Here is a 21,249-nt window from a genome sequence, read left to right on the forward strand (position 1 = left end):
GCCCTTCATCCGCCAGATGCGCTGCCCAACCGGCGCGACTGAAGACCGGATGAGGGGCGAGCCCCAGACCGCAACCGAAATCAAGAGGAAATGCCCATGTCCGCATTGGCCCGAAAATTCAACGAAGAGCCGCAGCAGCCGGTAGCGCAGAAGGCAAACGTCGTGGCACTTGCGCCGAAATCCGCCTCGCGGATCGATCTGCGCAAATGGGGTGCTGCGGCGGCCCGCAATATCATACCGCCGTTTGTCGTTCTCGCCATTCTGCTCGGCGTCTGGCAATTGCTCTGTTCCGCCCCCGGCTCATCGCTGCCGCCGCCGAGCCAGGTTTTCGAGGAGAGCTACGATCTCATCGTATCGCCGTTCTTCCACAACGGTTCGCAGGATATCGGCCTTGGCTGGCGCGTGCTGGTCTCGCTGGAGCGTGTGGCTTACGGTTTCGGCCTTGCGGCAATCGCCGGTATCATTCTCGGCGCTGTCATCGGTCAGTCGGTCTGGGCCATGCGCGGTCTCGATCCGATCTTCCAGGTGCTGCGCACCGTACCGCCGCTTGCCTGGCTGCCGCTTTCGCTGGCCGCCTTTCAGGACAGCAACCCGTCAGCCATTTTCGTGATCTTCATCACCTCCATCTGGCCGGTCATCATCAATACCGCGGTCGGCGTGCGTAATATTCCGCAGGATTACCGCAACGTGGCGCAGGTGCTGCGGCTCAACCAGCTCGAGTTCTTCTTCAAGATCATGCTGCCTTCGGCGGCACCCTACATCTTTACCGGCCTGCGTATCGGTGTCGGCCTTTCGTGGCTCGCGATCGTCGCGGCGGAAATGCTGACCGGCGGCGTCGGCATCGGTTTCTTCATCTGGGATGCGTGGAACTCCTCGCGCCTGCCCGACATCATCGTGGCGCTTGTCTATATCGGCGTCGTCGGCTTCGTGCTCGACAAGCTGGTGGCGGCGCTCGGCAAGGTCATCACCCGCGGCGCTGCGGCGAATTAAGAGACAAGCAATTCCAGGAAAAGTGGGAACCGGTTTTCCGTCCGGAATTGCGCCAGAGGAGAAATCAATCATGAACGCTTATCTCAAGCTCGATCATATCGACAAATATTTCGACAAGGGTGGTTCGCGTGCAGAGGTGCTGAAAGGCATCAACCTCACCATCGAAAAAGGCGAATTCGTCTCCGTCATCGGCCATTCCGGTTGCGGCAAGTCCACCATGCTCAACCTGATCGCGGGGCTGACGAAAGTGTCTGCCGGTGCCGTTCTGCTCGAAAACCGCGAGGTCAACGAGCCGGGTCCGGAGCGTGCCGTCGTTTTCCAGAACCACAGCCTGCTGCCCTGGCTTTCGGTTTATGAAAACGTGAACCTCGCCGTCGAGAAGGTCTTCCGCAATACCAAGACCCGGGCCGAGCGGCATGACTGGGTCATGCGCAATCTCGATCTCGTGCAGATGGCCCATGCCAAGGACAAAAAACCTTCGGAAATTTCCGGCGGCATGAAACAGCGTGTCGGCATTGCCCGCGCGCTCGCCATGGAGCCGAAGATCCTGCTGCTGGACGAGCCCTTCGGGGCGCTGGACGCGCTGACGCGTGCCCATCTCCAGGATGCGGTGATGGAAATCCACGCCCGGCTCGGCAACACCATGGTCATGATTACCCATGATGTCGACGAGGCGGTGCTGCTCTCCGACCGCATCGTGATGATGACCAACGGTCCCGCCGCCCATATCGGCGAAGTGCTTGACGTGCCGCTGGCACGCCCGCGCAACCGCATCGAGCTCGCATCCGACAAGACCTACCTCAAATGCCGCGAGGCCGTGCTGAAGTTCCTTTACGAACGTCACCGCTTCGTCGAAGCTGCGGAGTAACGCCCATGACGCAAAAACTCGTCATCATCGGCAATGGCATGGCGCCGGGGCGCATGCTGGAGAACCTGTTCGAAACCGCCCCCGGCCTTTACGACGTCACCATTTTCAACGCCGAGCCGCGCGTCAATTACGACCGCATCATGCTCTCGCCGGTGCTCTCAGGCGAAAAGAGCTATGAAGACATCGTCATTCATAATGACGAATGGTATGCGGCTAACAATGTCACGCTGCACAAGGGCGCGAAGGTCACCGGCATCGACCGTGACAGGAAGACCGTGACCAGCGAAAACGGCATCACGGTTTCCTACGATAAGCTGGTGATCGCCACCGGTTCGTCGCCCTTCATCATTCCCGTCCCCGGCCATCAATTGCCGGGCGTGCTCGCCTATCGCGATCTCGACGATGTGACGAAAATGCTGGAGATTGCCGAGGGTAAGGGCCGCGCCATCGTTATCGGCGCCGGTCTCCTCGGGCTGGAAGCCGCTTATGGTCTCAAGCGCCAGGGCATGGATGTCACCGTCATCCACCTGATGCCGACGATCATGGAGCGCCAGCTCGATCCGGCAGCGGCCTATCTTCTCGAAAAGGCGCTTAACGAGCGCGGCATCGACATCATCACCAAGGCTAATACCAAGTGCATTCTGGGTGAGGAGAAGGTCGAAGGCATCGAGCTGGAAGACGGCCGGGTCATCAAGGGCGATATGGTAGTGATGGCGGTCGGCATCCGTCCTGCCTCCGGTCTTGCCAAGGAGGCCGGTATCGCCGTCAATCGCGGCATCGTGGTGGATGACGGCATGATGACGTCGGACGCCTCGATCTATGCGCTCGGCGAATGCGCCGAGCATCGCGGCATGTGCTATGGCCTCGTTGCGCCGCTTTATGAATCGGCCCGCGTGCTGGCAGACCGGCTGTGCGGCGGTTCGGCCGAATATCATGGCTCCGTCACCAATACCAAGCTGAAGGTCACCGGCATCAACCTGTTTTCCGCCGGTGATTTCGCCGAAGGTGACGACCGCGAGGAAATCGTGCTGCGCGATGCCACCGCCGGTGTCTATAAGCGCCTGATCCTCAAGGAAAACCGCATCATCGGCGCGGTGCTTTACGGCGAGACGGCGGATGGGTCGTGGTTCTTCGACCTGATGAAGAAATCGACCGATATTTCCGCCATGCGCGAAACTTTGATCTTCGGCCAGGCCTATCAGGGAGGGTCGCCGCTGGACCCTATGGCGGCCGTTGCAGCCTTGCCGGATGATGCGGAAATCTGCGGCTGCAACGGCATTTGCAAGGGTAAGATCACCTCGGCCATCACGTCCAAGGGGCTGACCTCGCTGGATGATGTGCGCGCCCACACCAAGGCGTCTGCCTCCTGCGGCAATTGCACCGGCCTTGTCGAGCAGTTGATGACGATAACGCTTGGCGACAGCTACAACCCCGCTGCCGTGCAGCCCATGTGCAAATGCACCGATCTCGGCCACGACGATGTGCGCCGTCTCATCAAGGCCAAGGGGCTGAAGACCATCCCAGCCGTGATGCAGGAGCTGGAATGGAAGACCTCCTGCGGCTGCGCCAAATGCCGACCGGCACTCAATTATTACCTCGTCTGCGACTGGCCGGATGAATATGCCGACGATTACCAGTCGCGTTTCATCAACGAGCGCGTCCACGCCAATATCCAGAAGGACGGCACCTATTCCGTCGTGCCGCGCATGTGGGGTGGGGTCACATCCTCCACCGAACTCCGGGCGATCGCGGATGTGGTCGACAAGTTCGAAATCCCGATGGTGAAGGTGACCGGCGGCCAGCGCATCGACCTTCTCGGCATCGAGAAGGAGGATCTGCCGGCCGTCTGGGCTGATCTCGGCAAGGCCGGCTTCATTTCCGGCCAGGCCTACGCCAAAGGTTTGCGCACGGTCAAAACCTGCGTTGGCCAGCAATGGTGCCGTTTCGGCACGCAGGATTCCACCGGTCTTGGCATCCGCATCGAAAAATTCATGTGGGGCTCGTGGACGCCCGCCAAGCTGAAACTTGCCGTTTCAGGCTGTCCGCGCAACTGCGCGGAGGCCACCTGCAAGGATATCGGTGTCATCTGCGTCGATTCCGGTTTCGAGATCCATTTTGCCGGTGCCGCCGGTCTCGATATCAAGGGCACGGAAGTTCTGGGTCTTGTCAAAACCGAGGATGAGGCGCTGGAGCATATCGTGGCGCTGACGCAGATGTATCGCGAACAGGCGCGCTATCTCGAGCGCATCTACAAATGGGCCAAGCGCATCGGTCACGACGAAATCCGCCGCCAGATCATGGACGATGCGGAAAAGCGCAAGGCCTATTTCGACCGCTTCGTCTTCAGCCAGAAATTCGCGCAGGTCGATCCCTGGTCGGAACGCGTATCCGGTCACGACAAGCATGAATTCAAGCCCATGGCGGCAATCGGTTTCAGTGAGGCGGCGGAGTGAGAACGATGGACAGCAACTGGATCGATATTGGCGACATCTCCGATATTCCGCTGCGCGGCGCGCGTTGCGTGAAAACGCCGATGGGCAAGATCGCCGTGTTCCGCACGGCGGAAAATCAGGTCTTCGCGATTGAGGACCATTGCCCGCACAAGGGCGGGCCGCTGAGCCAGGGCATCGTGCATGGCGCTTCGGTGACGTGTCCCTTGCACAATTGGGTCATTTCGCTGGAAACCGGCAAGGCGCTGGGGGCGGATGAGGGCGAGGTGCGGACCATTCCGGTGCGTAATCTGGATGGAAGGCTTTCGATAGCGCTTGAAACTTTGATGATTGCGGCGGAGTGAATGGCGATGGCCGTGGCGTTACCCCCCTCTGTCCTGCCGGACATCTCCCCCTCAAGGGGGGAGATCGACAAGCAGATGGCTCCTCGTTCCCTCTCCACCGGCGGCGTGGCCAGTTGTGAACGGAGGCTTATGCCGCAAGTGATCTCCCCCCTTGAGGGGGAGATGTCCGGCAGGACAGAGGGGGGTAACCACCACGCACCGAGAGGGCAAACCCATGCCCGTTGAAACAAAAACCACCTGTCCCTATTGCGGCGTCGGCTGCGGCGTCATCGCCACCGTCAACGACGATGGCGTCGTTTCCGTCAAAGGCGATCAGGACCACCCCGCCAATTTCGGCCGGCTGTGTTCCAAGGGCTCTGCTCTCGCCGAAACCATCGACCTCGACGGCCGCCTGCTCCATCCCGAAATCGGCGGCAAACGGGCGACATGGGACGAAACGCTTGACCTCGTCGCCTCCCGCTTCTCTCAAGCCATTGCCGAACATGGCCCGGATTCGGTCGCCTTTTACGTCTCCGGCCAATTGCTGACCGAGGATTATTACCTCGCCAACAAGCTGATGAAGGGTTTCATCGGTTCGGCCAATATCGACACCAATTCAAGGCTCTGCATGTCGTCTTCGGTCGCCGGCCATCGCCGTGCCTTCGGGGCCGATACGGTGCCGGGCACCTATGAGGATATGGAGCTTGCCGATCTGGTGATCCTCACCGGTTCCAATCTCGCCTGGTGTCATCCGGTTCTTTACCAAAGGCTGGCGGCGGCGAAGGCCGCACGGCCGGAAATGAAGGTCGTGGTTATCGATCCGCGCCGGACGATGAGCGCCGATATTGCCGATATGCACCTCGCCATCCGCCCGGATGGAGATGTGGCGCTGTTTGCCGGTCTGTTGGCGCATCTTTCCGGCAGCTCCGCGATCGATAGTGCTTACGTGCAAAACCACACGGCCGGCTTCGACGCCGCCATGCAGGCCGCAAGCGAGCATAGCCTGCCGGAGATCGCCGAAGCCACCGGCCTGACCATCGCCGAACTGATTTCCTTTTACGAATTGTTCGAACGCACGGAAAAAATCGTCACCTGCTACAGCCAGGGCGTCAACCAGTCTGAGAGCGGCACCGACAAGGTCAATGCCATCATCAATTGCCACCTCGCCACCGGCCGCATTGGCCGGCCGGGCATGGGGCCTTTTTCGCTGACCGGCCAGCCGAACGCCATGGGCGGGCGCGAGGTCGGCGGGCTCGCCAACATGCTGGCCGCCCATATGGCCATCGAAAGCGCTGAGGACCGCGACCGCGTGCAGCGCTTCTGGGCCTCGCCCGCCATTGCGCAAAAGCCCGGCCTGAAAGCGGTGGATATGTTCCGGGCGGTGGCCGATGGCCGCATCAAGGCGCTGTGGATCATGGCCACCAATCCGGTGGTTTCCATGCCGGATGCCGGCGCCGTCGAGGCGGCGATCAAGGCCTGTCCCTTTGTTGTGGTATCCGATGTCATGGCCAATACCGACACGGCTCGCCACGCTCATGTTCTCCTGCCATCGCTCGGCTGGGGCGAAAAGGATGGTACGGTCACCAATTCCGAACGGCGGATTTCCCGCCAGCGCGGCTTTCTCGATGCGCCGGGCGAAGCGAAAGCGGACTGGTGGCAGATGGCGGAAGTGGGCCGGCGCATGGGCTTCGATGCCGCCTTCGCTTTTGGCCAGGTATCGGAGATTTTCACCGAACATGCCGCCCTTTCCGATTTCGAGAATGCGGGCAGTCGCGATTTCGATATCGGTGGAATCGAGCCCGAAAACTATGACACGATGGCGCCCTTCCAATGGCCAAAACCGAAGCGGGACGATGCTGTCATCACCCGCTTTTTCGCGGATGGCCGGTTTTACCATGCCGATGGCAAGGCGCGGTTCATCGCCACCGCCTTGCCGGAGACGGTGAGGACATCGGCGGATTATCCGCTTACGCTGAATACCGGCCGCATCCGCGACCAATGGCACACCATGACCCGCACCGGCAAAAGCGCGCGTCTCACGGCGCATATCGCCGAGCCTTTCGCCGAGCTTCACCCGCGCGATGCGCAGGCGCTGGGAATCGAAAGCGCCGATCTGGTGGAGCTGGAAAGTCCGCATGGCAGGGTGTTGCTGCGGGCGCTGGTCAGTGAAAGGCAGGCGCGCGGCTCGGTGTTTGCGCCGATGCACTGGAATGACCAGTTTGCCTCGCGGGCGCGTATCGATGTGGTTGTCGCTCCCGTGACTGATCCGCATTCCGGTCAGCCCGCCTCGAAAAACGTGGGCGTGAGGGCAAGGCGTTTTGCGGCGAAGGCCTATGGTTTCGCCATTTCCCGCACCCGGCCGGATGCGCCGGATTGTGCCTACTGGGCCACGGCCAAAGCGGATGGCGGCCATCGCATGGAGCTTGCCTTTGTGGAAGCGCCGCAGGACTGGACACTCTGGGCGCGGCAGGTCTTCGACATTGAGGCCAGGGTCGAGCCGCTGGGTTACAGCGACCGGCAGACGGGCGACCTGCGCCTTGCCTTCTTCGACGGCGACATCTTGCTGGCGGCGCTGTTCATCGCCAGGCAGCCGGTTGCCGTTGCCCGCAACTGGGCGATATCGCAATTGACCGAACGTCATGAGGATTTGCGCATGCGGTTTGCGCTGGTTGCCGGTCGCCCCGGTGCCGGCCGCGCCGATCCGGGCGCCACCGTCTGCTCCTGCTTTAACGTCGGGGTGAACCAGATCACGGCGGCCATCCGTGATGGATGCCACAGCGTCGAAGCCATCGGCAAGGCATTGAATGCCGGAACGAATTGCGGTTCCTGCCGCGCCGAAATCAGGGGGATCATCGATGGATGCCTTAAAACCGCAGCGGAATGAACCGGCCCGCATGGAAAGATTAGCCAAGTTGCCCGTCTTCTGGGGGCTTGAGGGCAAGCGCGTGGTGCTGGCGGGCGGATCGGATGGGGCCGCCTGGAAGGCGGAACTGCTGCTGGCCTGCGGGGCGGAACTGCATGTTTATTGCGAGGAAAGCGAGCTTTCGGAAAGCTCTGCAGCGCTTATCGCGAAAAGCCCGATGCTGACATGGCATGATCGTTCGTGGGACGCCGATATTTTCAAAGGCGCGGAACTGGCGCTGGCGGATTGTGAAACCGATGCCGAAGCCGAAAGATTTTACCATGCCGCGCGGGCGGCCGGCGTGCCCGTCAATATCATCGACAAGCCGGAATTTTGCCAGTTCCAGTTCGGCTCCATCGTCAATCGCTCGCCGGTGGTGGTGTCTATCTCCACTGACGGTGCAGCACCTATTCTGGCGCAGGCCATCCGCCGGCGCATCGAGACATTGCTGCCGCTTTCGCTCAAGGATTGGGGCGCGCTTGCCCAGGTGATCCGCGAGCGTGTCAATCTGCGGCTCGTCCCCGGTTCGGCACGGCGATCTTTCTGGGAAAAATTCGTCGACCGGGCCTTTACCGAGAGGCTGGATGACGGCAGCAAAGAACGATTGCTCACGGATATCGGAACGCAGGCCAGTCGGGAAGGTTCAAGTGCCGGATTGGTGACGCTTGTGGGCGCCGGGCCGGGCGATGCCGAGCTTCTGACGCTGAAAGCGGTGCGCGCTTTGCAGGCCGCCGATGTCATCCTGTTTGACGATCTCGTGTCAGTGGAGGTTCTGGAACTGGCACGGCGTGAGGCAAAACGCATGTTGGTCGGGAAACGCGGTGGCCGGGAAAGCTGCAGGCAGGAGGACATCAATGATATGATGATCCGTCTCGCCAAGGCGGGCAAACGGGTGGTGCGGCTGAAATCCGGTGATCCGATGATTTTCGGTCGCGCGGGTGAGGAGATAGCGGCGCTGGAAGCCGAAAATATTCCGGTCGAAGTTGTGCCCGGCATTACTGCCGCAAGCGCCATGGCCTCACGCCTTGGCGTTTCCCTGACCCATCGTGACCATGCCCAGTCAGTTCGCTTCGTTACCGGACACTCCCGGCAGGGAAAGCTTCCGGAGAATATCGACTGGCAGTCCCTGTCCATCCCTTCCGTGACCACCGTCTTTTACATGGGCGGTCGAACCGCCGCGAATATCCAGTCATCCCTGCTCGCCCATGGCATGTCCGCTTCGACGCCGGTCGTTGTGATGATTTCCGTCAGCCGTACAAATGAGCAACGCTGGTGCGGTTCGCTCGCGCAACTGGCCGCGGCGGTCGAGAGACTGGGCGTGAACGAGCCTGTGCTGATCGGGGTCGGTGATGCATTCCGTTCCGCTTCCGCGGCGTTTTCCGGCACCGGAAAAGAAGAAGGCGCTGTAATGTTCGCTCAGAAGGCTGGCTAACAGGTTTTTTGTTCGCGCCCCCGCGTCTTTCGGGACGTATCCGTACACTGCTGGTGCCGTCGCAATAAAACCCTCCCTTGACATTGGTTTTTCGTTCGCTCTTCAATAAAACGAAAAAATTGAAAGAGGAGGGAGGGTGAAATGCTGCTCACACCGCGTCAGGATGAAATCGTCGCGCTGGCGAAAGCGAGCGGGCGGGTGCTGGTCGATGAGCTGGCGGCGCGGTTTTCGGTCACCCCCCAGACGATCCGCAAGGACCTGAACGATCTCTGCGATACGCGGGTTCTGACCCGCATCCACGGCGGCGCGCTTTTTCCAAGCGGCAATGAAAACGTTAAATACGAGGCGCGTCGGGCGATCGCCTCTTCCGAAAAGCAGGCGATCGGCGCCGCCGCTGCTGCTCTTATCCCCAACAACTCGTCACTCTTCATCAATATCGGCACGACGACCGAAGCCGTGGGTGAAGCGCTGGCGGATCATCACGAGTTGATGGTCATTACCAACAACATCAACGTTGCCAACAGGTTGAGGGTCTTTCCCGGTATCGAGGTGGTGATTGCCGGCGGTGTCGTCCGCGGTTCCGATGGCGGTATCGTCGGCGAGGCGGCGGTGGATTTCATCCGCCAGTTCAAGGTGGATTTTGCGGTCATCGGCGTTTCGGCCATCGATGAGGATGGCGCTTTGCTGGATTTCGACTTTCGTGAGGTCAAGGTCGCGCAGGCAATCATTTCCAATGCACGCCATGTCATTCTCGTGTCGGATTCGCTCAAATTCGAGCGCACGGCTCCGGTTCGTATCGGCCATCTTTCTCAGGTGCATACTTTCATCACCGATCATTGTCCGGTGGATTCTATCCGGTCCATCTGTGCCGATCATGACGTCCGGTTGATCGAAACCGAGATGCTTGAGTCCTGATCGGGACGGCCTATGAATTTCGTTTGACATTCGTTTTGTCTTCGAATTAGATGTCTGTGCTTTCAATATATCGATGAGGAGAGCGTCGATGAAAGCGCGGGAGGGTCCATGTCTGACGAGGCAATCCACGATATTTTCGTGATCGGCGGCGGTATCAATGGCTGCGGCATCGCGCGTGACGCCGTTGGCAGGGGTTACTCCGTCGCACTTGCGGAAATGAACGATTTTGCTTCCGGCACGTCCTCCGCCGCCACCAAGCTCATCCATGGCGGTTTGCGTTATCTCGAACATTATGAATTTCGTCTGGTGCGCGAAGCCTTGATGGAGCGCGAGATCCTGTGGGCCATGGCGCCTCACATCATCTGGCCCATGCGCTTCGTTCTGCCATTCCAGAAGGGCGGGGTGCGTCCGGCCTGGCTCGTTCGCCTCGGACTTTTCCTTTACGACCATCTCGGCGGCCGCAAGCTGCTGCCCGCCACCCGCTCGCTCGATCTGCGCCGCGATCCCGCCGGAAAGCCGCTGAAGCCGATCTTTGCCCGCGCGTTCGAATATTCCGACGGCTGGGTGGATGACGCCCGGCTGGTGGTTTTGAACGCCCGCGATGCCGCAGATCGCGGCGCCCTGATCCTCAACCGCACGCAGGTTGTTTCCGCGCGCCGGGAAGGTGCGTTCTGGCGGGTGGAGACGAAAAGCGCGACGGGTGAGGTCTCAACCTATCGGGCACGCATGCTGGTCAACGCTGCCGGTCCCTGGGTCGACAGGGTTCTGTCTTCGACTTTCGGTAAGAACAATGTCCACAATGTGCGCCTCGTGCAGGGCAGCCATATCATTGTCCGCAAGAAATTTTCCGATCCGCGCGCCTATTTCTTCCAGAACCCGGATGGACGCATCATTTTCGCCATCCCCTATGAACAGGATTTTACGCTGATCGGCACGACGGATCGTGACTATACCGGCGACCCCCGGGCGGTTAAGATCAGCGATGAGGAAATCAGCTATCTTTGCGGTGCGGCGAGCGAATATTTCGCTGAACCGGTGAAGCCTGCCGATATCGTCTGGACCTATTCCGGTGTGCGGCCGCTCTTTGATGACGGTGCTTCGAAGGCGCAGGAAGCGACCCGCGATTATGTACTGAAAACCGAAGGGGCGGAGGGCGAGGCACCGCTTCTCAATATTTTCGGCGGCAAGCTCACCACCTATCGGCGGCTTGCCGAACATGCTCTTGAAAAAATCGGCGATGCACTGGGTGAAAAGGGTGTGCCATGGACCGCGGGTTCGCATCTGCCGGGTGGAAATTTCGGTGCCGAGGCCTATGCCTCGGAGGTTTCTGCCCTGCGGTCGCGTTATCCCTTCCTTGATGAACGCCATGCCGGGCGGCTTGTACGTTGTTACGGAACGGATGCGGTGACCATGATCGGCTCCGCCACCGATGCGGCGGCGCTGGGTCGGCATTTCGGCGGCACGCTTTATGAAGCCGAGGTCCGCTGGCTGATGGCGCGGGAATGGGCGCTGACGGCGGAGGATATTCTGTGGCGCCGCACCAAGCAGGGGCTGTTCTTCACCTCTGAAGAGGTGCGCGGGCTGGAGGATTATATCGAAGACATTGCAGGTGGACGCTTGAAGGCAATCTGACGATCCGATCGAAAAGCGGAGGAGGCTTTGGATCACCATGCTTGAATTGCGAAACGTCTCGAAGATGGCCGGCGGTGAATATCATATTCACCCGACCGATCTGACGTTGCAGCGCGGAAGCCTGAACGTCCTGCTTGGACCGACGCTTTCGGGCAAGACGACGCTCATGCGCCTGATGGCCGGGCTGGATAAACCGACCGAAGGTTCGATCTTCTTCAACGGCGAGGACGTGACGGGCTGGCCGGTGCAGAAGCGCAACGTCGCCATGGTCTACCAGCAGTTCATCAACTATCCGGCGCTCAGCGTTTACGAAAACATCGCCTCGCCGATGCGGGTTGCGGGCAAGGATCAGGCAACCGTCGACAAAGAGGTCAGGAAGGCTGCCGAGCTTCTGAAGCTGACGCCCTATCTCGACCGCACGCCACTTAACCTCTCCGGCGGCCAGCAACAGCGCACGGCGCTTGCCCGCGCCATCGTCAAGAATGCCAATCTGGTTCTGCTTGATGAGCCGCTGGCCAATCTCGATTACAAGCTGCGCGAGGAACTGCGCGAGGAACTGCCGCGCATCTTTGCCGAATCCGGCGCGATCTTCGTTTATGCCACCACCGAACCTTCCGAGGCTTTGCTGCTGGGTGGCAATACCGCCACCCTCAACGAAGGACGGGTGACGCAGTTCAATCGCACGATCGAGGTTTACCGGCGTCCGGTGGATATCGTGACCGCAGAAATTTTCGCCGATCCGCCGCTGAACACCATCGAGGTCATCAAGGTCGGTAGTGCTTTCACCCGCGCGGACCATGCCGTCGTGGTGGTTCCCGCACATCTTGCCGGCATGCCAGATGGCCCCGTCACCATCGCCTTCCAGCCGCACCATCTCTTCCCGCATGCGAAGGGTGAGGCGCGGCAATCCATCCGGGCGCGGACGCTGATTTCGGAAATCGCCGGATCGGAAAGCTTCGTGCATGTGGAATTTTCGGGCCGGCGCTGGGTCATGCTGGCGCATGGCATTCATGACATCGAGCCGGACAGGGATATCGAACTGTTTCTCGATACGCGGCATCTGATGGCCTTTGACGCGAATGGCCGCGCCATCGGCAAAGCGGCTTGAGGGAGATCGGTCATGGCACGCATCACGCTCGATCACATCCGCCACGCCTATAATGCCAGGGCGCAGGCTGCCGGCGATTATGCCCTGAAAGAGGTCCATCATGAATGGGAGGATGGCGGCGCCTATGCGCTGCTCGGCCCTTCCGGCTGCGGCAAGACCACGCTGCTCAACATCATTTCCGGGCTGCTGCGGCCGTCCGAAGGCCGCATTGCCTTCGACGGAACCGACGTGACCGATTTCGCCACTGAAGACCGCAATATCGCCCAGGTGTTCCAGTTCCCGGTCGTCTACGACACGATGACGGTTTACGACAATCTGGCCTTTCCGCTGCGCAACCGGCAGGTGCCGGAAGCCGAGGTCGATCGGCGGGTGCGGGAAATTCTCGAAATGACCGATCTTTCCGGCATGGCGAAACGCCGTGCGCGGGGCCTGACGGCGGACCAGAAACAGAAGATTTCGCTGGCGCGTGGGCTCGTGCGCTCCGATGTCAACGCCATCCTCTTCGATGAGCCGCTGACGGTGATCGATCCGCATATGAAGTGGGTGCTGCGCTCGCAGCTGAAGCGGCTGCACCGCCAGTCCGGTTTCACCATGGTCTATGTCACCCATGACCAGACCGAAGCGCTGACCTTCGCCGACAAGGTGGTGGTCATGTATGACGGGCAGATCGTTCAGATCGGCACGCCCGCCGAGCTTTTCGAACGGCCGGGACACACATTCGTCGGTTATTTCATCGGCTCGCCGGGCATGAACGTGCTGCCCGCCAGTATCGATGGTGCTACCGCAATGGTCGGTGGCCTCGGCGTACCGCTGGCCGGTGCGCCAAAGGTTGACGCCGCACAGCGCATCGAGATCGGCATCCGGCCGGAGTTCGTGCGGCTGGAACGGGGCGGTATGCCCATCACTGTCGACAAGGTCGAGGATATCGGCCGGCAGAAGATCGTGCGCGCCCGGTTCGCCGGCCAGAAGCTCGCGATTGTCGTTGCCGAAGACGAGGAAATCCCGGCGGAAGCGGGTGTTCGCTTCGATCCGGCCGCCATCGGCGTCTTTGCCGATTCGTGGCGTGTGAAGATGGGGGCCTGACCATGGAAAAGAGCTGGAACAACAAGGCGTGGTTCATGGTGCTGCCGGTGCTGGTGCTGGTCGCCTTTTCCGCCGTCATTCCGCTGATGACCGTCGTGAACTATTCGGTGCAGGACACATTCGGCAATAACCAGTTCTTCTGGGCCGGAACACAATGGTTCGAGGAGATTCTGGCATCGGACAGATTCTGGGACGCGCTGGGGCGCAACCTGCTGTTTTCCGGGATCATTCTGGCGATTGAAATTCCGCTAGGCATCTTCATCGCGCTTAAAATGCCGAAATCCGGCATCGGCGTGCCGGTCTGCCTCGTCACCATGGCGCTGCCGCTGCTGGTGCCGTGGAATGTCGTCGGCACGATCTGGCAGGTTTTCGGCCGCAGCGATATCGGCCTGCTCGGTTATTACGCCAATCAGCTCGGGCTCGATTACAATTATGTCAACGATCCGGTCGATGCGTGGATCACCGTCGTCATCATGGATGTCTGGCACTGGACGAGCCTCGTGGTACTCCTGTGCTATGCCAGTCTCGTTTCCATACCGGATGCCTATTATCAGGCAGCAAGGATCGATGGCGCGTCACGTTTTGCGGTATTCCGGTTCATCCAGCTGCCGAAGATGAAGCGCGTGCTTCTCATCGCCTTCCTGCTGCGCTTCATGGACAGTTTCATGATCTATACCGAGCCCTTCGTCGTCACCGGCGGCGGCCCGGGCAATTCCACCACCTTCCTGTCCATCGATCTCGTGAAGATGGCGCTTGGCCAGTTCGACCTCGGGCCGGCGGCGGCCATGTCGCTGATCTACTTCCTCATCATCCTGCTGCTGTCCTGGGTGTTCTACACAGTCATGACCAGCCACGACGCGGAGACTTGAGACATGAGTGCCTCGAATGTCACGACAGGCGTGGAGCGCAACGGCATCGGCAATCCGCCGGTGAGAGCCACTGCAACGGGACGGTCCGGCCTCGCCGTCAATGCGCGGCGTCGCCATCACGGGCCGTCGCGGTTCTCCTGGCTGGTGCCGACGATCTATATCCTGCTGCTGCTGGTTCCGATCTATTGGCTCGTCAATATGAGCTTCAAGACGAACACGGAAATCGTGTCTTCCATGACGCTTTATCCGCATCAGCCGACGCTGCAGAATTACCGGACGATCTTCACCGATTCATCCTGGTATTCGGGCTATATCAATTCGATCATCTATGTCGTCATGAACATGGTGATCTCGGTGGCTGTCGCACTGCCGGCGGCCTACGCCTTCTCGCGTTATCGCTTTCTCGGCGACAAGCACCTGTTCTTCTGGCTTTTGACCAACCGCATGGCGCCGCCCGCCGTCTTCGCGCTGCCGTTCTTCCAGCTTTATTCGGCCTTCGGGCTGATCGACACGCATATCGCCGTGGCGCTGGCGCATTGCCTGTTCAACGTGCCGCTGGCGGTGTGGATTCTCGAAGGCTTCATGTCCGGCGTGCCGAAGGAAATCGACGAGACCGCTTATATTGACGGCTATTCCTTCCCGAAATTCTTCGTGAAGATCTTCATGCCGCTCATCGCTTCCGGCATCGGTGTCGCCTGCTTCTTCAGCTTCATGTTCTCATGGGTCGAGCTTCTGATCGCCCGCACGCTGACGACGACGGACGCCAAGCCGATTGCCGCGACCATGACGCGCACCGTCTCTGCTGCCGGCATGGATTGGGGCCTGCTTGCCGCCGCCGGCGTGCTGACGTTGATCCCCGGTGCGCTGGTGATCTGGTTCGTGCGCAATTACATCGCCAAGGGCTTCGCGCTGGGGAGGGTTTGACCATGATGAAGATGCCCGATTTTTCATGGATGGCATGGACCTGGCAGACGGCCGCATTTTTCGGCGCTATCGCCCTGCTGCTCGTCGGCATGTGGCTTTGGGAATATATCTCGCCCGGCGGCAATCCCCGCTTCGGCCTTTTGCGCTTCGAGACCACGCGCGGCGACAGGCTGTTCATCTCGCTGCTCGGCAGCGCCTTCATTCATCTCGCATGGCTCGGGCTGGTTGGCCCGAACCTGTGGTGGGCTCTCGCTCTGTCCGCGGTTTACGCCATCGGCGTCTTCCGTTTTGTCTAGAGCAGGAAGACGGTGCGGCGGAGGAAAACCGCACCCGCAGACTTCATGCAATCGCAAACCCTTGGGAGGACTGATATGCGACGGCATCTGATGACGACGACGGCGGCCATGCTGCTGGCAATGACGGGTTCCGCTTTCGCCGGAATGGAGGAAGCAAAGCAGTTTCTGGACAAGGAAATCGGCGATATGTCGTCGCTTTCGCGTGGCGACCAGGAGAAGGAACTGCAATGGTTTATCGATGCCGCGAAGCCATTCGCGGGCATGGAGATCAAGGTCGTTTCCGAATCCCTGACCACGCATGAATATGAATCCAAGGTTCTGGCGCCGGCCTTCACCGCGATTACCGGCATCAAGGTCACGCATGACATCATCCAGGAAGGTGACGTCGTCGAAAAGATCCAGACCCAGATGCAGACCGGCCAGAACCTTTATGACGGCTGGGTCAATGACAGCGACCTCATCGGTACGCATTGGCGCTATCAGCAGGTCCGCAACCTCACAGACTTCATGGCCAATGAGGGCAAGGACGTCACCAATCCCGGCCTCGACCTCAAGGATTTCATCGGCAGCGCCTTTACGACGGCGCCGGACAAGAAGCTCTACCAGCTTCCCGACCAGCAATTCGCGAACCTTTACTGGTTCCGTTACGACTGGTTCAACGACGAAAAGAACAAGGCCGACTTCAAGGCCAAATATGGTTATGACCTCGGCGTGCCGGTCAACTGGTCGGCCTATGAGGATATTGCCGAATTCTTCACCGGTCGCGATGTCGACGGCAAGAAGGTCTTCGGCCATATGGACTACGGCAAGAAGGACCCGTCACTTGGCTGGCGCTTCACCGATGCCTGGCTCTCGATGGCCGGCAACGGCGACAAGGGCCTGCCGAACGGCCTGCCGGTCGATGAATGGGGCATCAAGGTCAATGAAAAGTCGCAGCCGGTTGGCTCCTGCGTGGCGCGCGGCGGCGATACAAACGGTCCGGCTTCGGTCTATTCCATTGAGAAATATCTCGAATGGCTGAAGAAATATGCGCCGCCGGAAGCGCAGGGCATGACCTTCTCCGAATCCGGCCCGGTGCCGGCGCAGGGCAATATCGCCCAGCAGATTTTCTGGTACACGGCGTTTACCGCCGATATGGCCAAGCCCGGCCTGCCTGTCGTGAATGAGGACGGTTCGCCGAAATGGCGCGTCGCGCCCTCGCCGCACGGTGTCTACTGGAAGGATGGCATGAAGCTCGGTTATCAGGATGTGGGTTCTTGGACGCTGATGAAGTCCACCCCCGATGACCGCGCCAAGGCCGCATGGCTTTACGCGCAGTTCGTGACCTCGAAGACCGTTGATGTGAAGAAGAGCCATGTGGGTCTGACCTTCATTCGCGACAGCACCATCCATCACCAGAGCTTCACGGACCGGGCAGCCAAGCTCGGTGGTCTAATCGAGTTCTATCGCTCGCCGGCCCGCGTGCAGTGGTCGCCGACCGGCACCAACGTTCCTGATTATCCGAAGCTGGCGCAGCTGTGGTGGCAGGCGATCGGTGACGCGTCTTCCGGTGCGAAGACCGCCCAGGCTGCGATGGACTCGCTCTGCGCCGAGCAGGAAAAGGTCATGAGCCGTCTGGAACGTGCCGGCGTGCAGGGTGATATCGGCCCGAAGCTGGCGGAAGAACATGATATCGAATACTGGAACAAGGATGCCGTTTCGAAGGGCAATCTGGCGCCACAGCTGAAGATTGCCAACGAAAAGGAAAAGCCGGTCACCGTCAATTACGACGAACTGGTCAAAAGCTGGCAGAAGTGATTTCTGCGTGACATCTGAAACCGGGGCGGCTTGCCGCCCCGGTCATTGCGTCTGAAAGGGAGTAGCATAATGGGCGGTTATATTCTGGCGATCGATCAGGGAACGACATCGACACGGTCGATGGTCTTTGATCGCGACATGCGGGTCATCGGTGTCGGGCAGCGAGAATTTCCGCAACATTTCCCGGCCTCCGGCTGGGTGGAACATGATGCCGAGGATATCTGGAAAAGCGTGCTCGAAACCATCCGGCTCGCACTTGCCGATGCCGGCATTGCCGCTTCCGATATCGAGGCGATCGGCATTACAAACCAGCGCGAAACGACTGTGCTGTGGGACCGTAAAACCGGCAAGGCCGTGCACCGGGCCGTTGTCTGGCAGGATCGCCGCGCTGCGCCGGTCTGCGAGGATCTGAAACGCCGGGGACTGGAGCCGCTTTTTTCGAAAAAGACGGGGTTGCTGCTCGATCCCTATTTTTCCGGAACGAAGCTGAAATGGCTTCTCGATAGCGTCAGCGGCCTTCGCGAAAGAGCCGTGAAGGGAGAAATCTGCTTCGGCACCGTCGACAGTTTCCTGATCTATCGCCTGACTGGCGGCCGCCGCCATGTGACCGACGCCACCAATGCCTCGCGGACGCTGATCTACAATATTCAAGACAATTCCTGGGATGACGAGCTGCTGTCCATCCTCGACATTCCCCGAGCCATGTTGCCGGAGGTGCTGGATTGCGCCGCCGATTTCGGCGTGACGGACAAGTCGCTGCTGGGCGCGGAAATTCCGATCCTTGGCGTCGCCGGCGATCAGCAGGCGGCCGTGATCGGCAATGCCTGCTTCGAGCCGGGCATGATGAAATCCACCTACGGCACCGGCTGCTTTGCGCTCCTCAATACCGGAACCGACCGCGTGGCATCCACCAATCGGCTGCTGACAACGATCGCTTACCGTCTCGACGGGGTGACGACCTATGCGCTTGAAGGCTCGATCTTCATTGCGGGGGCGGCTGTGCAGTGGCTGCGCGATGAACTGGGCTTCATTTCCGTGGCTTCCGAAGTCAGCGCGCTTGCCGAAAAGGCCGATCCCAATCAGCGCGTCTATCTCGTGCCGGCCTTTACCGGTCTTGGCGCACCCTATTGGGATGCCGAAGCGCGCGGGGCGATCTTCGGCCTGACACGCGGTACGGGACCTGCGGAATTCGCACGCGCGGCGCTGGAGAGCGTTGCCTATCAGACCTTCGACCTTCTGGACGCCATGCGCAAGGACTGGGCGGGCGACAATGGCAAGACGGTGCTGAGGGTCGATGGCGGCATGGTTGCTTCCGATTGGACCATGCAGCGGCTGGCCGATGTTCTCGCCGCACCGGTAGACCGGCCGGTCTTTCTGGAAACCACCATTCTGGGGGCGGCTTGGCTTGCGGCCTCGCGCGCCGGTATCTGGCCGGATCGTGAAGCCTTTGCTGCCCACTGGAAACGCGACCGCCGCTTCAACCCCGACATGGACGAGGCGGAACGGAAAAGCGCCATCGCCGGCTGGCACGATAGTGTCGGACGCTGCCTGTCGCGACGGGAAAACTAGAGCATTCCAGTAAAATGCGCGTAGCGGTTTTGCGCCCGGAAGTGCGCCAGGGAATCTATACGAAGCTGCCGGGTGCGATGCTCTTGCTGGACACGAGGTCAGAAAGGGCGCGCACCAGCTTCGTATCTGCGCCCTTGCTGGGCTGAAGCACAAATTCCACATCCTCCAGCGCTGGCAAAACACCCGCCGCAATTTCCTTGAGGCCGGCGGGCGCCATGCTGCGGGGCTGCACCAGAATGCCCATGCCCGCTCTTGCGGCAGCGGTAAGTCCACTGAGGCTGCCGCAGGTGCAGACAATCCGCCATGGGAGACCGGCCCTGTCCAATGCTTCCTGCGCCGCCTTTCGGGTAATGCTCGGCGGCGGAAAGGCGATCAGCGGCAGGGCGTCCGGCTGGTTCAGCATCCGCTCCGGGTCCCGCGCCAGCCACACCAGCGGCTCGCGGTAGAGGAAATGCCCGAGCTTGTCGCCAAGGCGGCGTTTGGCCAGCACCACATCCAGTTCGCCATTGTCCTGCATCTGGTAAAGCACACCGCTCAGCGAAACCGTCAGTTCCAGATCAACCAGCGGATAAAGGCGGATGAATTCTTCCAGAATGGCCGTCAGCCGACTGGCGACGAAATCTTCCGAAACACCAAGCCTCAGCCGCCCGCGCAGGCGGTTCTCGCTGAAGAGGGATGACACCTTGCTGTCGATCTCCAGCATGTTGCGGGCATAACCGAGCAGTGCCTCACCCTCGCCGGTCAGTTTCACCTGATGGGTGCTGCGTGCGATCAGCCGGCGGCCAAGCGTGGCCTCCAGCCTCTGAATATGTTGGCTGACCGTGGATTGGCCGACACCCAGCCGTTCGGCAGCCAGCGTGAAGCTGCCGGTTTGCTGAAGCATGACGAAGCTCGCAAGATGTTGAAGGTTCAGCATTATCTAAAATCGTGATAACTGTTAGTCTTTGCATTCGAATTCATGATGAGTGATAGTGGCTGACATTTCAAGTAAAACCGATGCCGGAAAGACTTCCCCATGACCCGCTTCCTGCCTGACCGCTTCACCATGATGCTGGTGGCCACTGTGATTTTGGCTTCCATTCTGCCGATCAGCGGCGAACCGGCGGAGTATTTCGGTCTTGCGACGAAGCTGGCGATCGCGCTTCTGTTTTTCCTGCATGGCGCGCGGCTTTCGCGGGATGTGGTGATTGCGGGCATATTGCACTGGCGCCTGCATCTGGCGATCCTGCTCGTCACTTTCGGTCTTTTCCCGTTGCTGGGCGTGGCGATCGGCTTTATTCCCGAAAGCATTCTGCCGGCACCGCTTTATATGGGTGTGCTGTTTCTCTGCGTCCTGCCATCCACGGTGCAGTCCTCAATCGCCTTCACCTCCATGGCGGGCGGAAACGTGCCGGCGGCGATCTGTTCGGCTTCGGCATCGAATATTTTCGGCATGTTCCTGACGCCATTGCTGGTTGGTCTTTTGTTCACCGTGGGCGGCCATGGCGGTGGTTTTTCCCTGGACGCGTTCCTGCAGATCTTCCTGCAGCTGTTGTTGCCCTTCATCGTCGGCCAGGTGCTGCAGCCCTGGATCGGCGACTGGATCCGGGCGCGCAAAAAACTGCTGTCTCCCGTCGATCGCGGTTCGATCCTGATGGTGGTTTATCTTGCTTTTTCCGATGCGGTCATCGAGGGCATCTGGCACACGTTTTCGTTGAGGGATATCGGCGTGGTCATCCTCATCAACATCGTGCTTCTGGCACTTGTTCTCTGCGTGACCATGTTCGGCAGCCGATTGCTCGGCTTCAACAAGGCGGATGAAATCACCATCACCTTCTGCGGATCCAAGAAAAGCCTTGCCAGCGGCGTGCCCATGGCGGGTGCGATTTTCGCCGGCCAGAGCATTGGCGCAATCGTTCTGCCGATCATGCTCTTCCATCAGATTCAGCTGATGGTCTGCGCCGTGCTGGCCCAGCGTTATGCCCGCAAGGCCCACGAGAAGGCGGCGGTGGCGGAGCCAGAGGGTGCGGCGGCATCCGCCCGCTGACACGAGAATCTCCGCAAACAAAAACGGCCCCATGAAGGGGCCGTTCGTTTTGTAGCGCGGGAAAG

Annotated in this window: 17 protein-coding genes; 16 read left to right on the forward strand and 1 reads right to left on the reverse strand. The window is 60.2% G+C overall.

What is annotated here, in order from left to right; genetic code table 11:
* Nucleotides 1-96 precede the first annotated feature (96 nt).
* The 15 genes from ntrB to glpK all read left to right on the forward strand — a co-directional run bounded on the left by ntrB (nucleotide 97) and on the right by glpK (nucleotide 19,158).
* The gene (gene ntrB / locus N434_RS22430) at nucleotides 97-990 is read left to right on the forward strand and encodes a nitrate ABC transporter permease (RefSeq protein WP_110760372.1); all 894 of its coding nucleotides are present in this window, start codon (nucleotides 97-99) and stop codon (nucleotides 988-990) included.
* Nucleotides 991-1,060: 70 nt separating this feature from the next.
* Nucleotides 1,061-1,858, forward strand: a complete 798-nt coding sequence (locus tag N434_RS22435; RefSeq protein WP_035225183.1) for an ABC transporter ATP-binding protein — start codon at nucleotides 1,061-1,063, stop codon at nucleotides 1,856-1,858.
* Between the two features lie 5 nt (nucleotides 1,859-1,863).
* Nucleotides 1,864-4,311 (forward strand): nitrite reductase large subunit NirB, encoded by a 2,448-nt coding sequence (gene nirB / locus N434_RS22440; protein WP_110760373.1) that lies wholly within the window; start codon nucleotides 1,864-1,866, stop codon nucleotides 4,309-4,311.
* A gap of 5 nt (nucleotides 4,312-4,316) precedes the next feature.
* The gene (gene nirD / locus N434_RS22445) at nucleotides 4,317-4,652 is read left to right on the forward strand and encodes a nitrite reductase small subunit NirD (RefSeq protein ID WP_003519747.1); all 336 of its coding nucleotides are present in this window, start codon (nucleotides 4,317-4,319) and stop codon (nucleotides 4,650-4,652) included.
* A gap of 214 nt (nucleotides 4,653-4,866) precedes the next feature.
* A complete protein-coding gene (locus N434_RS22455; RefSeq protein WP_110760374.1) occupies nucleotides 4,867-7,515 on the forward strand; it encodes a nitrate reductase in 2,649 nt (882 codons plus the stop codon).
* The gene (cysG, locus tag N434_RS22460; RefSeq protein ID WP_181424046.1) at nucleotides 7,487-8,965 is read left to right on the forward strand and encodes a siroheme synthase CysG; all 1,479 of its coding nucleotides are present in this window, start codon (nucleotides 7,487-7,489) and stop codon (nucleotides 8,963-8,965) included. Before N434_RS22455 ends, cysG begins: the two co-directional genes overlap by 29 nt.
* A 141-nt stretch (nucleotides 8,966-9,106) precedes the next feature.
* Nucleotides 9,107-9,880: a DeoR/GlpR family DNA-binding transcription regulator gene (locus N434_RS22465; protein WP_110760376.1), complete on the forward strand. Its 774-nt coding sequence runs from the start codon at nucleotides 9,107-9,109 to the stop codon at nucleotides 9,878-9,880.
* A gap of 108 nt (nucleotides 9,881-9,988) precedes the next feature.
* Nucleotides 9,989-11,512, forward strand: a complete 1,524-nt coding sequence (gene glpD, locus N434_RS22470; protein WP_110760377.1) for a glycerol-3-phosphate dehydrogenase — start codon at nucleotides 9,989-9,991, stop codon at nucleotides 11,510-11,512.
* 37 nt (nucleotides 11,513-11,549) lie between these two features.
* On the forward strand, nucleotides 11,550-12,620 hold the full coding sequence (locus tag N434_RS22475; RefSeq protein ID WP_110760378.1) for an ABC transporter ATP-binding protein: 1,071 nt from the start codon (nucleotides 11,550-11,552) through the stop codon (nucleotides 12,618-12,620).
* Nucleotides 12,621-12,632: 12 nt separating this feature from the next.
* Nucleotides 12,633-13,703 carry an ABC transporter ATP-binding protein gene (locus N434_RS22480; protein ID WP_110760379.1) on the forward strand — a complete coding sequence of 357 codons (1,071 nt, stop codon included), beginning with the start codon at nucleotides 12,633-12,635 and terminating at the stop codon, nucleotides 13,701-13,703.
* A gap of 2 nt (nucleotides 13,704-13,705) precedes the next feature.
* Nucleotides 13,706-14,572 carry a carbohydrate ABC transporter permease gene (locus N434_RS22485; RefSeq protein WP_065117167.1) on the forward strand — a complete coding sequence of 289 codons (867 nt, stop codon included), beginning with the start codon at nucleotides 13,706-13,708 and terminating at the stop codon, nucleotides 14,570-14,572.
* Nucleotides 14,573-14,575: 3 nt separating this feature from the next.
* Nucleotides 14,576-15,496, forward strand: a complete 921-nt coding sequence (locus N434_RS22490) for a carbohydrate ABC transporter permease (RefSeq protein ID WP_065117168.1) — start codon at nucleotides 14,576-14,578, stop codon at nucleotides 15,494-15,496.
* Nucleotides 15,497-15,498: 2 nt separating this feature from the next.
* Nucleotides 15,499-15,792 carry a DUF2160 domain-containing protein gene (locus N434_RS22495; RefSeq protein ID WP_110760380.1) on the forward strand — a complete coding sequence of 98 codons (294 nt, stop codon included), beginning with the start codon at nucleotides 15,499-15,501 and terminating at the stop codon, nucleotides 15,790-15,792.
* A 75-nt stretch (nucleotides 15,793-15,867) separates the two neighbouring features.
* Nucleotides 15,868-17,589 carry an ABC transporter substrate-binding protein gene (locus tag N434_RS22500; RefSeq protein WP_110760381.1) on the forward strand — a complete coding sequence of 574 codons (1,722 nt, stop codon included), beginning with the start codon at nucleotides 15,868-15,870 and terminating at the stop codon, nucleotides 17,587-17,589.
* Nucleotides 17,590-17,658: 69 nt separating this feature from the next.
* Nucleotides 17,659-19,158, forward strand: coding sequence for a glycerol kinase GlpK (gene glpK / locus N434_RS22505; protein WP_110760382.1), 1,500 nt, complete (start codon nucleotides 17,659-17,661; stop codon nucleotides 19,156-19,158).
* A 55-nt stretch (nucleotides 19,159-19,213) separates the two neighbouring features.
* Here glpK and N434_RS22510 read toward each other — a convergent pair whose 3' ends face one another.
* Complete coding sequence (locus tag N434_RS22510) at nucleotides 19,214-20,074, reverse strand: LysR family transcriptional regulator (RefSeq protein ID WP_110760383.1); 861 nt, start codon at nucleotides 20,072-20,074, stop codon at nucleotides 19,214-19,216.
* A 99-nt stretch (nucleotides 20,075-20,173) separates the two neighbouring features.
* On the opposite strand from N434_RS22510, the gene N434_RS22515 reads away from it, so the two are divergent.
* The gene (locus N434_RS22515) at nucleotides 20,174-21,184 is read left to right on the forward strand and encodes a bile acid:sodium symporter family protein (protein ID WP_065117173.1); all 1,011 of its coding nucleotides are present in this window, start codon (nucleotides 20,174-20,176) and stop codon (nucleotides 21,182-21,184) included.
* The last annotated feature ends 65 nt before the right edge of the window (nucleotides 21,185-21,249 follow it).

The sequence above is a fragment of the Rhizobium sp. UGM030330-04 genome, assembly GCF_003208455.1.
GTDB lineage: Bacteria > Pseudomonadota > Alphaproteobacteria > Rhizobiales > Rhizobiaceae > Agrobacterium > Agrobacterium rhizogenes_A.